The organism is Bacillus sp. SRL543 (assembly GCF_984799205.1).
Window position 1 is genome coordinate 1,092,085 of record NZ_OZ481794.1, and the last position, 12,617, is coordinate 1,104,701.

General features: G+C 47.7%; 16 protein-coding genes. 14 read left to right on the forward strand and 2 right to left on the reverse strand.

Going from position 1 to position 12,617, the window contains the following annotated elements; genetic code table 11:
- Nucleotides 1-7: 7 nt before the first annotated feature.
- The 14 genes from AC4E8B_RS05625 to AC4E8B_RS05690 all read left to right on the forward strand — a co-directional run bounded on the left by AC4E8B_RS05625 (nucleotide 8) and on the right by AC4E8B_RS05690 (nucleotide 11,727).
- Nucleotides 8-745 carry a hypothetical protein gene (locus tag AC4E8B_RS05625; RefSeq protein ID WP_490217572.1) on the forward strand — a complete coding sequence of 246 codons (738 nt, stop codon included), beginning with the start codon at nucleotides 8-10 and terminating at the stop codon, nucleotides 743-745.
- The gene (locus tag AC4E8B_RS05630) at nucleotides 742-1,347 is read left to right on the forward strand and encodes an SAM-dependent methyltransferase (protein WP_490217574.1); all 606 of its coding nucleotides are present in this window, start codon (nucleotides 742-744) and stop codon (nucleotides 1,345-1,347) included. The genes AC4E8B_RS05625 and AC4E8B_RS05630 overlap by 4 nt, the downstream gene beginning before the upstream one ends.
- A gap of 91 nt (nucleotides 1,348-1,438) precedes the next feature.
- Nucleotides 1,439-2,404 (forward strand): alpha/beta hydrolase, encoded by a 966-nt coding sequence (locus AC4E8B_RS05635; protein ID WP_490217576.1) that lies wholly within the window; start codon nucleotides 1,439-1,441, stop codon nucleotides 2,402-2,404.
- Between the two features lie 167 nt (nucleotides 2,405-2,571).
- Nucleotides 2,572-4,032 carry an N-acetylglucosamine-specific PTS transporter subunit IIBC gene (gene nagE, locus AC4E8B_RS05640; protein WP_490219518.1) on the forward strand — a complete coding sequence of 487 codons (1,461 nt, stop codon included), beginning with the start codon at nucleotides 2,572-2,574 and terminating at the stop codon, nucleotides 4,030-4,032.
- Nucleotides 4,033-4,105: 73 nt separating this feature from the next.
- Nucleotides 4,106-4,813, forward strand: coding sequence for a hypothetical protein (locus AC4E8B_RS05645; RefSeq protein WP_490217577.1), 708 nt, complete (start codon nucleotides 4,106-4,108; stop codon nucleotides 4,811-4,813).
- A gap of 107 nt (nucleotides 4,814-4,920) precedes the next feature.
- Nucleotides 4,921-5,364 (forward strand): MarR family winged helix-turn-helix transcriptional regulator, encoded by a 444-nt coding sequence (locus tag AC4E8B_RS05650; RefSeq protein ID WP_490217578.1) that lies wholly within the window; start codon nucleotides 4,921-4,923, stop codon nucleotides 5,362-5,364.
- 155 nt (nucleotides 5,365-5,519) lie between these two features.
- Nucleotides 5,520-7,148, forward strand: coding sequence for an MFS transporter (locus AC4E8B_RS05655; protein WP_490217579.1), 1,629 nt, complete (start codon nucleotides 5,520-5,522; stop codon nucleotides 7,146-7,148).
- 28 nt (nucleotides 7,149-7,176) lie between these two features.
- Nucleotides 7,177-7,812, forward strand: coding sequence for an HlyD family secretion protein (locus AC4E8B_RS05660; protein WP_490217580.1), 636 nt, complete (start codon nucleotides 7,177-7,179; stop codon nucleotides 7,810-7,812).
- Nucleotides 7,813-7,840: 28 nt separating this feature from the next.
- The gene (locus AC4E8B_RS05665; RefSeq protein WP_490217581.1) at nucleotides 7,841-8,386 is read left to right on the forward strand and encodes an NAD(P)H-dependent oxidoreductase; all 546 of its coding nucleotides are present in this window, start codon (nucleotides 7,841-7,843) and stop codon (nucleotides 8,384-8,386) included.
- On the forward strand, nucleotides 8,386-8,748 hold the full coding sequence (locus tag AC4E8B_RS05670; RefSeq protein ID WP_490217582.1) for a hypothetical protein: 363 nt from the start codon (nucleotides 8,386-8,388) through the stop codon (nucleotides 8,746-8,748). Before AC4E8B_RS05665 ends, AC4E8B_RS05670 begins: the two co-directional genes overlap by 1 nt.
- Nucleotides 8,749-8,974: 226 nt before the next feature.
- Nucleotides 8,975-9,778, forward strand: a complete 804-nt coding sequence (locus AC4E8B_RS05675; RefSeq protein ID WP_490217583.1) for an amino acid ABC transporter substrate-binding protein — start codon at nucleotides 8,975-8,977, stop codon at nucleotides 9,776-9,778.
- Between the two features lie 14 nt (nucleotides 9,779-9,792).
- Nucleotides 9,793-10,473, forward strand: coding sequence for an amino acid ABC transporter permease (locus tag AC4E8B_RS05680; protein WP_490217584.1), 681 nt, complete (start codon nucleotides 9,793-9,795; stop codon nucleotides 10,471-10,473).
- Nucleotides 10,474-10,486: 13 nt separating this feature from the next.
- Nucleotides 10,487-11,233: an amino acid ABC transporter ATP-binding protein gene (locus AC4E8B_RS05685; protein WP_490217585.1), complete on the forward strand. Its 747-nt coding sequence runs from the start codon at nucleotides 10,487-10,489 to the stop codon at nucleotides 11,231-11,233.
- Between the two features lie 137 nt (nucleotides 11,234-11,370).
- Nucleotides 11,371-11,727 (forward strand): YbaN family protein, encoded by a 357-nt coding sequence (locus AC4E8B_RS05690; RefSeq protein WP_490219520.1) that lies wholly within the window; start codon nucleotides 11,371-11,373, stop codon nucleotides 11,725-11,727.
- A gap of 48 nt (nucleotides 11,728-11,775) precedes the next feature.
- Here AC4E8B_RS05690 and AC4E8B_RS05695 read toward each other — a convergent pair whose 3' ends face one another.
- Nucleotides 11,776-12,216, reverse strand: coding sequence for a hypothetical protein (locus AC4E8B_RS05695; protein ID WP_490219522.1), 441 nt, complete (start codon nucleotides 12,214-12,216; stop codon nucleotides 11,776-11,778).
- A 6-nt stretch (nucleotides 12,217-12,222) separates the two neighbouring features.
- Complete coding sequence (locus AC4E8B_RS05700; protein WP_490217586.1) at nucleotides 12,223-12,567, reverse strand: ASCH domain-containing protein; 345 nt, start codon at nucleotides 12,565-12,567, stop codon at nucleotides 12,223-12,225.
- Nucleotides 12,568-12,617: the final 50 nt, after the last annotated feature.

Consider the following 12,617-nt stretch of genomic DNA (forward strand, 5'->3'; position numbering starts at 1 on the left):
GATGGATATGACTAAAAAAAGGCTGGCCCTCCTTTCTGGGGCCATATTGATTGTTTCCTGCATTATTGTCTGCTGGCTGTATTTTTCGAATCCGGAAGGTATTCCTGAGAAAAAAGAGCTGCTTCAGCAGATCAACCGCTTTGATCAGGATATGAAAGCCAAGGAAATCATGGCCGTAATCCCTGCCGATGAAAAGCATATGTTTGCTCCTTTTGCGAGGGAAGGCGGAGAGTCAGGGGCCAGCTTCTGGAGATGGGAAAAGCGGAAATGGGAGCTGGATTTCATCAGTTCAGCAGGAGAGCCGAAGCTGTGGAAAATCGATCCCGAAGATCCGGCTTCATTCCGGATTGCCTGGAGCTTTCCTGCAGAGAGCGGTCTGGAAGGAATCCGCTGCTTTTTAATGAGAGAAAGGGACTTTTTTGTATCAGGTGGAAAGGAAACTTATTTTCCTAAAGTCCAAATGGAGCATGAAATCAGCCTAAATGGAGGCAGTTATGGCATGATTGAGCTTCCGGGGGATTGGGTGTCCTTAGCAGGTTCACTGGCCGAGTCTGCCAAGAGCAGCCAGCACGATGAGTTCTTTTTTCCGTTACTGGGGATCCGCTTTGGCTGGATCGGCTATGATGGAAATGGGCAGGTTTTTTTCCCGGACACAGGGGAGAGCTATGGGACGGGCGGCTCTAACGTGGAGTATATGCAGGCACTGGCGGAGAATGACATTGAACAGCCCGGGAGGACAGAATGAAAGAACAGGATTATGACAGACTTCTTCATATTAAAACAGAAGGCGGACAGCAGGGGTTTACCCGGTCCTTCCATTATCACCGCTATGAGGCTACGCCTTATTCCGCGCTGGACATTTTATTCCAGGATTACAAGCTGGCGGGCACTGACAGGCTTGTTGATTTCGGCTGCGGGAAGGGCCGGCTTGTCTTTTACAGCCACTATCTGTTCCAGGCTTCCGGGACAGGTGTTGAAATGAATGAGGATTTATATGAAGAAGCCCTTAGCAACGCAGAAACTTATGTGAAAAAAAGCAGAAAAAGCAGGGGGATGCTCCAATTTGAATGCAGCCTTGCAGAGGAATACTGGATTAAGCCGGAGGAGAATTGCTTTTACTTCTTCAACCCTTTTTCCATCCAGGTGTTCAGGAGCATCATTGCGAATATCCTTTTGTCTATGGAAGAACACCCCCGCTCTGCAGATATCGTGCTGTATTACCCCTCAGAGGAATATATTTTTTTCCTTGAAAATTATACAAGCTTTGAGCTGGAAAAAGAGGTTGAGCTTCCGGAAAGCAGCCATGATCATAATGAAAGGTTTCTGATCTACAAGTTAAAAGTATAAAAGCGCTTTCATTAATTGTTCTTTTTATATAGAAATTAATGGAAATGATAGATATAATGGTTTCAAGATAAATAGAAAATGGGGTAGGAGAATGAAAAAGAAAAAAATCTTTCTGATTAGCGGCAGTGTCATCGTGCTTCTGGCTGCGGTTCTGATAGGAGCAGGAAACTATTTTTATAATGTAGCAATCAATCGGAGTGATGAGGCGTTGAAGCTCCATGGCGGCAGCGATTCGAGGGCGGTCAGCGCAATGGCGGCTGAGGAAGAAGCAGCCAAGCTTGCTGAAGTGATGGAGTGGACGGAAAAACAAGACTTCAAGACAGTTGAAATCACCTCGGACGACGGGCTGAAGCTTAAGGCAGCATTCCTGAAGAACCCGGATTCCAATGGCAGGGCAGTCATCCTGGCTCATGGATATAAGGGCAGCAGCGAACAGATGCCGGGTATTACGAAATTTTATTATGAGCAGGGATTTGACGTACTGAAGCCGGATGCCAGGGGCCATGGCCAGAGTGAAGGAGACTATATCGGCTATGGGTGGCATGAACGGAAGGATTATGTAAAGTGGGCCAGCAGCCTGATAGAAGAGGAAGGGGCAACTGATATTTTCCTGCACGGCTTTTCCATGGGGGCAGCGACCGTCCTGATGGCAAGCGGTGAGAAGCTCCCGCCTGAAGTGAAAGGGATCATTGAGGATTCAGGTTATACAAACGTTCATGAAGAGCTCTCCCACCAGCTTAAATATATGTACCATCTGCCTTCTTTCCCGCTTATGCAAGTGACAAGCGCGGTGACGAAGGTAAGGGCAGGCTATACGTTCAGCGAAGCTTCTGCCATTGAGCAGGTGAAAAAGAACGAGCTCCCGCTTTTCATCATCCACGGCGACCAGGATGAGCTGGTGCCGACTGAAATGGCAGACCGGATTTATGATGCGGCGACAAGCGAGAAGGAAATCTGGATTGTGCCGGGGGCCGGTCATACGGAGGCTTATACGGTCGCTGAAGAAGAATACCAGAAGCGCTTGACGGCTTTTATTAAAAAAGTGCAAAATAAGTAAGGCAGAATTGGAAATTTGATTGAATATTTACAATTTTGTGAACTATAATAGATGCAGGCATGGACTTTTTTCGTTTATCTTATAAAATATCCCGAAAAGGAGGACCGTTCTGCATTACATTACAAATTAGACAAACAAGTTTTTCACCTAGGGGGGAATAAAAAATGATCATGAAGTACTTGCAGAGAATGGGCCGCTCTTTAATGCTGCCTGTAGCTGTGCTGCCGGTGGCTGCGATTTTGATGGGGATTGGGTATTATATCGATCCGACCGGCTGGGGGGCAGGAAACCCGGCTGCTGCTTTCCTGATTAAAGCTGGAGGCTCTATCCTCGATCATATACCGGTGCTATTCGCGGTCGGTATTGCCTTGGGGATGGCTAAGGAGAAGGATGGCTCTTCAGCCATTTCCGGATTGGTCGCCTATCTCGTTGTGACGACGCTTCTGTCAACTGACACGGTTGCGATGCTGCAAGGTGTAGATGCAGCCGATGTAAATCCTGCATTTGGAAAGATTGAGAATGCATTCGTCGGGATTTTATCAGGGATTGTAGCGTCCATTATGTATAACCGTTTTGCCAAGGTTAAGCTTCCGGATGCCCTGGCATTCTTCAGCGGAAAGCGGCTGGTGCCGATCATGTCAGCTGTAACAATGCTTGCTGTAGCAGCCATTTTGTTCTTTGTCTGGCCGCTCATCTTTTCAGGACTGGTTTCATTCGGAACTGCGATAAGCAAGATGGGCTTTGTAGGCGCAGGCCTTTACGGGTTCTTTAACAGGCTCCTGATCCCGACAGGGCTTCACCATGCTTTAAACTCTGTGTTCTGGTTTGATACTGTCGGAATCAATGATATTGGAAAGTTCTGGGCAAGCGAAGGGACTAAAGGGGTTACTGGCATGTACCAGGCGGGCTTCTTCCCTGTCATGATGTTCGGACTTCCGGCTGCTGCCCTGGCCATGTATCATACGGCAAAATCGAAACAGAAAAAAATGGCGGCATCCCTGCTGCTTGCTGCAGGCTTTGCTTCCTTCTTCACGGGAGTGACTGAGCCGCTCGAGTTCTCATTCATGTTCATTGCACCTGCTCTTTATGTTGTGCATGCTGCATTAACGGGAATCTCGCTTGCTGTGGCGGCCTTCTTCCATTGGACGGCCGGCTTCGGATTCAGTGCAGGGCTGGTCGACTTTGTATTGAGCCTAAAGATCCCTATTGCCAACCAGCCGTGGATGCTGCTGGTTCAGGGTCTCGTATTTGCAGTCCTGTATTATGTGCTTTTCAGATTCCTGATCACCAAGTTTAACCTCTCCACTCCAGGCCGGGTTGAAATGGCTGAAGGAGCGGAAGGCACTGAAAGCAGTGAAGCCTCTGCCCCTGCGGCAGGAAACGAAAAATTCGCCATCATGGCTGCTAAAATCTATGACGGCCTCGGCGGAGATGCGAATGTTACATCTGTCGACAACTGTGTGACCCGCCTTCGGATTGAAGTGAAGGACATGGAACGGGTGGACCAGAAAAAGATTAAAGATACCGGGGTTCCGGGGATCAATATTGTCGGTCCTACAAGCATTCAGGTTATTGTGGGCACATCAGTGCAATTTGTAGCCGATGAAATAGAAAAGATCAGGAAATAACACTGAAAAAGCCGGGCAATGCCTGGCTTTTTCTTCTTTTTCCTCTATATAATGGAAGCGCAGGGGGGATAAGATGAAGGCAAAAAAGCTTAAAAACAGAAAACAAAAAAGGGGCTTCCATCCTTTTATTACTTTAAGTTTACTTATGCTGGCTGCAGCGGTGATTTCCCTATGGGCCATTGAAGGCTACAGCAGCAGCCAGCTGAAAAGCTTCAGTTCACCTGGCCGGATCATATTCCTGTATAGCCGCTGGGCCGTTTTGCTGGTGGGTGGAGTCATTATTTTTCTCTCTTTTTGCATCTTTGGCCGGTTCATGGAAAAGAAAGCAAGAAAAGTATTTGGTTTAAATATTTATACCTTTTTATTTGCTGCAGGTGCTCTTGCGGGAAGCATTCTGCTGTTGAATGATTATTATACATATGGCAATTTTGGCCCCTTGGAAATCAGCTTCAGGGATGGTCTCTTCAGCGGTGAGAAAGTGTATAGCTGGGAAGAGATCGACCGGGCGGAGGTGTCTTATACAGTTAGCACCGAAAACGAAATCTCGGTTAGCTATGATCTGATTTTCTCTGATGGAAGAAAAGTAGATGCCGTGGATTCTCCCGAATTTTTCAGGAGGGCGGTTTCACTTGACCGGATTCTTGCAAGCTATATGATCCCTATTAATAGAAGCGGCATTGATCCTGAAGACAGGCAGCTTTTCTTTTCAAAGTTTGGCCATCCTGGAGAGGATCCTGCCGTGGACAGGCTTGCTGTGCTGGCCGAAGTTTTGGAAAATTGAAGATACAGCTGGCGCCAGGGAGAAAGCCCTGGCTGAACCGCCGCATTTCATCCCTTGATACCTCACTTAAAATGGTTCATAATCACAAATAGAAGAAAGGCTTTATTATGAGGGGGCGGATGGTGCTGAAGGATACTTTAAGGCAGATTGAATATGAAATTGCGATGCTTGTGAGGCTGACGACTGCCCACAGCCCGAAGCTGGGGAGCCTTGACCGGTCGGAGTATTTATTGCTGAGTGAGATTTCCGCGCATGAGCCGCTGGCAATTAATGCATTGGCAGAAAAGCTGATGCTGAATCTATCTACAGCAAGCAGGCAAATCGCCGTTCTTGAAGGAAAAGCTTATATTGAACGGTTTCCGGACGAACATAACGGCCGCATCAGCCTTGTCCAGCTTACAGACACAGGCAGGGCAGTGCTTCAGAAGGTGAAAGAAGCCCGCCAGACCGTCTATGGTGAGATTTTGAAGGACTGGTCACCGGAAGAGCTGGCAGGACTGGAAGCCAGCCTGACAAGACTTAATAAAGATTTCAAACTATGGGGAAAATAATATGGTTGAGGAGAGAGCCGGCAAGGCTCTCTTTTTTGTTGGAAATTACCTGTTGCAGAATCACTGTAAAGTTGTATAATACAATATATTGTTTGTAAGTTGTATGATGCAACTTGTAAAAAGAAATATATAGTATCGAAAGGAGGATCCTGCTGTTGAGTCAACCTATCAATATTTCCGGATCTGATTCGAAAAAGATGGCCATTCCGCCATATTTGGCTATATCCATACTGACCATATTTTCTATCGGACCTCAGTACTTTTTAAATTTATCTTATATTCTCAATCAGGGAATCATTCAAAACGGACTGAACCTCGGTTCGAATGATCTGCTGCTGCCGTCCACATTGTCCAATCTTGCGTTTGCGCTTGGTGTGCCGCTCGGTCCGGTGCTGGCAAGGAAGATCGGCCTTAAGAGGAACTATCTGACCTTTGTGCTGGTTTTCCAGCTTGGCTCTGTACTGGACGCGCTGTCACTGGGTCTCACAACATTAACGGCTGGACGGATCATACAGGGGATCAGCGCCGGCATTCTTTTCCTGACGATCCTGCCGGTCAGCCTGACTTCTTTTCCTAACAAGATCCGCAATACCTTCCTGCTGATGGCGATCGGGGGACTATTCGGATCGAGTGCAGTCGGAGCTTTCTTTGGAAGCATTTCTCTTACATCGGGCATGTGGCGCTGGCTGTTTATCCTGAACATCGTTTCCAGCATTTTATGCCTCGTTTTGGGAAGCATCTTTCTTCCATCAGCACAGGATGAGAAAAAGCATAGGGAGCCGCCTGCGGATAAAAAAGGGATATTCCTATTAGGCTTGTTTATCCTCAGCCTGGCCTATCCCCTTTGCAATCTGATGGACGAGGGCTTCTCATCGATCAGGATCTGGCCGCTGCTTGTTCTCGCCGCCATTATCATGATTCTCTTTATTTATTGGGATTTAAAATCGGAGAATCCTCTGGTTCCGTTTGGCTCTCTCAAGGCAGCCAAGCCGCTGTCAGGCACAATCATGGCAGTTGCCTCCCATATCTCGCTCATTTTTGCTCTTGCCGGAATTAATGGTTTTCTTCGCAATAATAAAGATTTGCCATTTGAATATCTATCGCATTTTTATTTCTGGTTTTTCATCGGGATCATGATTACAGCAATCCTGAAAACCTTATTATACGACAGGCTTGGAGCGGGCATTCTGGGGACAATCGGCTCACTGGGTGTCATATATGTCAGCTGGAGATGGATGAACATCACTCCTGACATCTCCCTTCCGGCTCTCTATTTCCAAATCGCCTGCCTTGGAGCAGGAGTCAGCATGGTGCTGGTGGCAGGAGCACTTGGGACGGCGCTGGCCGGGGATATCCATAAAGCCTCCAAGCGGTCAGTCACCCTGCATTCTATCAGGAATTTTGCCGGGGCAGTGGCCGCTCCGGTGCTCGGCTGGTTTATATACAGGCAGAATGCGCATCATTATGAAGCAATCAGGAGCCAGGCAGGGAAGTATGATCCAGAGGTGCAGGCAGAAATGGCCAGGATGACGAAGCACCTGATGGAAACCGGTATGCCCCTTGCCAAAGCAAAGAGCATGATGTTCTATGAATGGGTCGTCAATGCGAAAAAGTCGGCCATCCTTACGGCATACCATGACCTGTTTACGATATTGCTGGGAATCGGTGTTATCATGCTGCTGGCTTCGATTGGTAAGATTGCGACAGGAAAAGGGCGATCGCTTGTCCAAAAACAGAAAAGAATCCTGCTGCCTGCTCCGGACAGCCGGCAGGCACATAAATAATAGGTGTTATCTGAGAGGAGAAAGATGAATGAGTAAAGGACGTTTAATCCTGACAAATATTATTGGAATCCTGGTTGTGTTTGCATTGATCGCAGCCGGTGCTTATTACTATTATCAGAATGAAAACTATGTAACGACCAAGGATGCAGTGGTGTCAGCCGATATGATGCAGGTGACGGCACCGGCATCAGGGATGCTTGCAGAATGGAAACTGGAAGAAGGGGAAAGTGTCTCCGAGAATGAAAGCGTCGGGAAAGTAGCGGCAGGAGAATCTTCTGTTCCTGTCAGCAGCTATATGAACGGCACGATCATCCAGAATGAAGCCTATCCGCATCAAATGGTCCAGGCAGGACAGGCGCTGGCTGTGGCTGCGGACATGGAGCATCTTTATATCACGGCCAATATCCAGGAAAAAGATTTGAAGGACATTGAAGCCGGAGACAGTGTTGAAATCAAAGTTGACGGAGATGGCAATACCATATTTGACGGAGAAGTAGAGGAAATCGGCTTTGCGACCAATTCATTATTTTCTGTGCTTCCCCAGCAAAGCTCCAATGGCAGCTACACTAAAGTGGCCCAAAAGGTCGCAGTGAAAATCTCCCTGAAAAATGCGTCAGACAAAGTGCTGCCAGGGATGAATGCGGAAGTGAAGATTTCGCTCTAACAGAAGTGATCGAAGGGAGGAAAGGCAATTGAAGATATACGTAGTATATGATAGTGAAGGCATGCATACAGAATCACTGGCAAATTCTATTGCTGACGGTGCCCGGATGATAGAGGGGGCAGAGGTTTACATTGACCATGTCAGCCAGGCTGATGTATACCGGCTTCCGGAAATGGATGCCATTATCTGGGGCTGCCCGGGCCATTTTGGAACCATCAGCTCTGGCTTGAAAGCATGGATTGATAAGCTGGGCTATTTATGGGCGGAAGGAAAGCTGGTCAATAAAATCGGCGCGGTTTTCTGTACAACGGCAACAACCCATGGGGGACTTGAAGCGACGATGCTTAACCTGATTACGCCGATGCTCCATCAAGGGATGATCATTGCCGGGCTGCCTGCCAACATTCCGGCGAATGCCTTATACGGCTCTTATTATGGAGTCGGCATCACCTGCCCGATTGATTCAGACGAGAAGATATCAAGTGAAGGGCTGGAACTTGGGAGAGCCCTCGGCGAACGTGTCTCCCTTCTGGCCAGGCGGCTTGATGCCGGCAGTGACGGAGCTGGTCAGTAATGGCCGGCATCATATTTTGCCTTCTGGCTGCGGTTATTGTGGCTGCCATCCTGATTGCTGCCAATATACACTCTTCCCGCAGACATGCACTCCAGGAGGAAGAACAGAGTGTCAGGCAGGCAGTGCTCCAGGCTTCTGAGGAACATCATGCTGAACCTGTTCAGGATGCAGGGGAAGCGGCAGGCACAACCATAAAACCCGCGGTCGATGATACGGACCGGATGGAGGATCATGCATACCGGCAGGCACTGCTATCTTTTAGGGCGGAAAAAGAAAAAAAGCAAGATTCCTCTGACAGCAGAATGGATGATCAGGCATTCCGCGGCGCCTTAAAATCACTGAACCAGAAAAAAGAAGAGTAATACTCAGCCCGCATCTAGCATAAAAGATGCGGGTTTGCTGATTCTTTAGGATTTTAGGGCTGAAAAGCTGATATGGCAGATGTTTTTATTTGCACATGAAATCCAGGCATTAAGGGGATTCTTTTTAATACCGAGCAATATATGTTGACTTTTTTTCACCGGTGGATTAACCTAAGTAACGTTGTTTAAATTAAACCGATAAAAATACTAGGAGATTGATGCACACATGAAAAAGTACGCACTAATTTTACTCACATTTGCATTAGCGATTTCCCTTGCAGCATGCGGAAGCAGCGGCAATGGAGACAAAGATACAGCGAAAGACCAAAGCCTGTATGACCAGATCAAGGAAAAAGGCGAAATCACTATCGGGACTGAAGGAACATATGCTCCGTTCACTTACCATGATAATGAAGGCAAGCTCACTGGCTTTGACATTGAAATTGCTGAAGAAGTATTCAAGCGCCTTGATATCAAGCCTAAATTTGTTGAAACGAAATGGGATGGCATGATTGCCGGCCTTGATGCGAAACGCTATGACATGGTTGCGAATGAAGTCGCTATCCGTGACGAGCGCCTGGAGAAATATGATATGTCTGATCCGTATATCGTTTCTAAAGCGGTACTTGTCGTTCATGAAGATAATAATGATATCAAGACGCTGGATGATTTGGACGGCAAAAAAGTCGGCCAGTCACTGGACTCAAACTACCGTAAAATTGCCGAGGAGCATGGCGCAACTAACACAGTCGTGGAAGGCTTCAATCAATCCATCGACCTGATTACTTCCGGCAGGATTGATGCAACAATCAACGACAGCCTTTCTTATCTGGACCTAAAGAAGCAGCGTCCTGAACTTCCAGTCAAGAGTGTTTATGAAGAAAAAGATGCAACAAGCAATGCCTTCCTTTTCCGCAAAGGCAGTGATGAGCTTGTCGAAGCTGTGAACGGGGCACTTGCAGAAATGAAAGAAGACGGAACATACCTGGAAATCTCTAAAAAATGGTTCAACTCAGACGTATCGAAATAAAGGATATGATATAGATGTTTGATGAACGCTCAGAACGAATTATAGGAATCCTCGCTGATTCCTTTTTTCCTATTTTAAAGGCAGGGATCTATTTTACGATCCCGCTCACATTGATTACATTTGCACTCGGTTTGATTCTTGCGTTTTTTGTAGCCCTTGCCCGATTGTCCAGCATCAAGCCGCTTGTCGCGCTGGCCAGGTTTTATGTTTGGATCTTCAGGGGAACCCCGCTGCTGGTCCAGATTTTCATCCTGTTTTTTGGGCTTCCAAGCCTGGGCATCACACTGGATCCGTTCCCGGCCGCTGTGATTGCTTTTACCTTAAACAAGGGGGCTTACAGCTCTGAAATCATCCGGGCAGCAATCCTTTCCATTCCCAAAGGGCAATGGGAGGCGGCTTCCTCTGTCGGGATGACCCGCAGCCAGGCCATGAGGCGCATCATCGTTCCCCAGGCAGTCAGGGTCTCAGTCCCTCCGCTCGGGAATTCTTTTATCAGCCTGGTAAAAGATACTTCCCTGGCAGCGACCATCACGGTTACCGAGATGTTCCAAAAAGGGCAGCAGATTGCGGCAGCCACCTATGAACCGCTGTGGCTGTACATCGAGGTTGCTTTTATTTATCTGATTTTCAGCACAGTCCTGTCTTATTTCCAGAACAAGCTAGAAGACCGTTTTGGAAGAAGCGTAGCAAAATAATGGAGGTGCCTGAATGATAAAGATTGAAAACCTGTATAAGAAATTCGGCGAACTGGAAGTGCTGAAAGGGATCGACCTGTCCATACCGACCGGGAAAACGGCCGTTATCATCGGCCCTTCAGGATCAGGGAAGACAACCCTTCTCAGATGCATGAACCTGCTCGAAACTCCTGATGCCGGCAAGATCGAGCTTGGCAGCAAAACGCTCCAGTTCGGTGATTCTGTGAAAATTAAAACGGCGGAAATGGTAGCCTTCCGCAAGCAGACCGGCATGGTATTCCAGAACTATAATCTCTTCCCGCATTTGACCGCGGTTGAAAATGTAATGGAAGGCCAGATGGTCGTGCTGAAGCGCTCGAAAGACGAAGCACGGAAAAAGGCGCTGAGCCTCCTTGAAAAGGTGGGTCTCAAAGACCGTGCCGATAATTATCCGCACCAGCTGTCCGGCGGCCAGCAGCAGCGGGTCGGGATTGCCCGGGCAATGGCGATGGACCCGCAGGTGCTGCTCTTTGATGAACCGACATCTGCTCTTGACCCGGAGCTGGTCGGGGAAGTGCTGAAGGTAATGAAGGATCTGGCCAAGGAAGACATCACGATGGTCATCGTGACGCATGAAATGAACTTTGCCCGCGATGCTGCCGACGAAGTCATCTTCATGGACGGCGGTGTTGTGTTTGAAAGAGGAACACCTGAGGAAGTCTTTGAAAAATCACAAAACAAGCGTACACAGCAGTTCCTGAACAAAGTGACTGCCCGGTAAAGTGGAGGGCCCTGCGTTGATGCAGGGCCTTTCATTATGGAGTTTTACATACATCAGATATATCTTTTTAATTTGAAAAATGGTAGATTAAACTCAGAATAGGAAGGGGGGCAGATGTTATCAGGAAATTAATACAGATTTTATTCGTCACAGCCGGCTTTCTGGCCCTGGGCCTCGGCATCCTTGGCATCATCCTTCCCGTCGTTCCGACCACCCCGCTGCTTCTGCTGGCCTCATTCTGCTTTATGAAGGGATCCAAAAGGTTCGAAGTCTGGTTCAAGCAGACAGGGATCTACAAAAAGCACTTAGCAAGCTTTGTGAAAAATAAGTCGATGACACTGAAGCAAAAGTTCACGATCCTGCTGTTTGCTGACGCTATGATCATCATTGCATTCTTCTTGACGGACATCACAGCAGTCAGGATTATGCTGGTCATCATTGTTCTTTATAAATACTATTATTTCTTCTTTAAAATAAAAACCTTGCCGCAATAGGGCAAGGTTTTAGCATTTTATCCTGTATTCCTCAATAAGCAAACCATCTTACCAAAGACCTGGCTTGACGACCATGAACCAGAGCATGGCCGAAAGAAGGATGATGTAAATCCATACAGTGCGGTTAAGCTCAGCCGCTGCTGTTTCCTTATCGGTCCCTTCTTCCCTGAATTTCCGCAGCTTCGGCGTGAAGGCGCGTGCCAGGAAGAAGAGAGAGAGAAACAGGATGATCAGGGTCATGACAACCCAGGAGGTGCCCCATGTCCAAGGTCCGGCTGCAATCAAAATGACGCCCGATCCCACAAGGACGTGCCCGGAGTGCTTGGAGAGCCTGACAACGGAGCGGAAAGTATCCATATATGCTTCGAGCCCGGCACCGGCGGCTGTCTTCAGCTTCTTCACGATCGGGAAGAGGATGAAGAACGGCCCGATTGACATAATCGCACTAAGTACATGTATGTATATAACGGCCCGATAGAGTAAATCCATCATGTTTTACGCTTCAGCCGGTTTAAACTCGTGGACCCAGACCTTCATATGCGGAAGCCATGGCATACCTTTATGATAGGAAAGGATGGTCTCTTTATATTCCTCTACAGAGCTGAATCCTTCATGGCGGGCATGCTCGTCTGTAAGCTCGCCGAGAGTCTGGCTGTAGACGGAAGTAACGACAAATTCCTTATCCTTCAGTACCATGATTTCCCCGATATCGGCATACCTGCCGTTACGTCTTGTGGCTGTTTTTTCTCCTTTTAGTACCTTCTCGATATCTGCCGGAACGGTTACCAGTCTTTCTATGCTGCATGTTTTAGCAGGCAATTCATTTGCTTGATGTGTCATATGTATTCTCCTTTCAGTTTTGTGCCCTCTTACTTTACCACACTTTATAC

Excerpts from the sequence above, each read along its gene's own strand:
- AC4E8B_RS05660 (WP_490217580.1), top strand. The coding sequence starts at position 7,177 with ATGAGTAAAGGACGTTTAATCCTGACAAATATTATTGGAATCCTGGTT.
- AC4E8B_RS05675 (WP_490217583.1), top strand. The coding sequence starts at position 8,975 with ATGAAAAAGTACGCACTAATTTTACTCACATTTGCATTAGCGATTTCC.
- AC4E8B_RS05630 (WP_490217574.1), top strand. The coding sequence starts at position 742 with ATGAAAGAACAGGATTATGACAGACTTCTTCATATTAAAACAGAAGGC.
- AC4E8B_RS05650 (WP_490217578.1), top strand. The coding sequence starts at position 4,921 with ATGAGGGGGCGGATGGTGCTGAAGGATACTTTAAGGCAGATTGAATAT.
- AC4E8B_RS05645 (WP_490217577.1), top strand. The coding sequence starts at position 4,106 with ATGAAGGCAAAAAAGCTTAAAAACAGAAAACAAAAAAGGGGCTTCCAT.
- AC4E8B_RS05685 (WP_490217585.1), top strand. The coding sequence starts at position 10,487 with ATGATAAAGATTGAAAACCTGTATAAGAAATTCGGCGAACTGGAAGTG.
- AC4E8B_RS05670 (WP_490217582.1), top strand. The coding sequence starts at position 8,386 with ATGGCCGGCATCATATTTTGCCTTCTGGCTGCGGTTATTGTGGCTGCC.
- AC4E8B_RS05625 (WP_490217572.1), top strand. The coding sequence starts at position 8 with ATGACTAAAAAAAGGCTGGCCCTCCTTTCTGGGGCCATATTGATTGTT.
- AC4E8B_RS05680 (WP_490217584.1), top strand. The coding sequence starts at position 9,793 with ATGTTTGATGAACGCTCAGAACGAATTATAGGAATCCTCGCTGATTCC.
- AC4E8B_RS05695 (WP_490219522.1), bottom strand. The coding sequence starts at position 12,216 with ATGGATTTACTCTATCGGGCCGTTATATACATACATGTACTTAGTGCG.
- AC4E8B_RS05700 (WP_490217586.1), bottom strand. The coding sequence starts at position 12,567 with ATGACACATCAAGCAAATGAATTGCCTGCTAAAACATGCAGCATAGAA.
- AC4E8B_RS05635 (WP_490217576.1), top strand. The coding sequence starts at position 1,439 with ATGAAAAAGAAAAAAATCTTTCTGATTAGCGGCAGTGTCATCGTGCTT.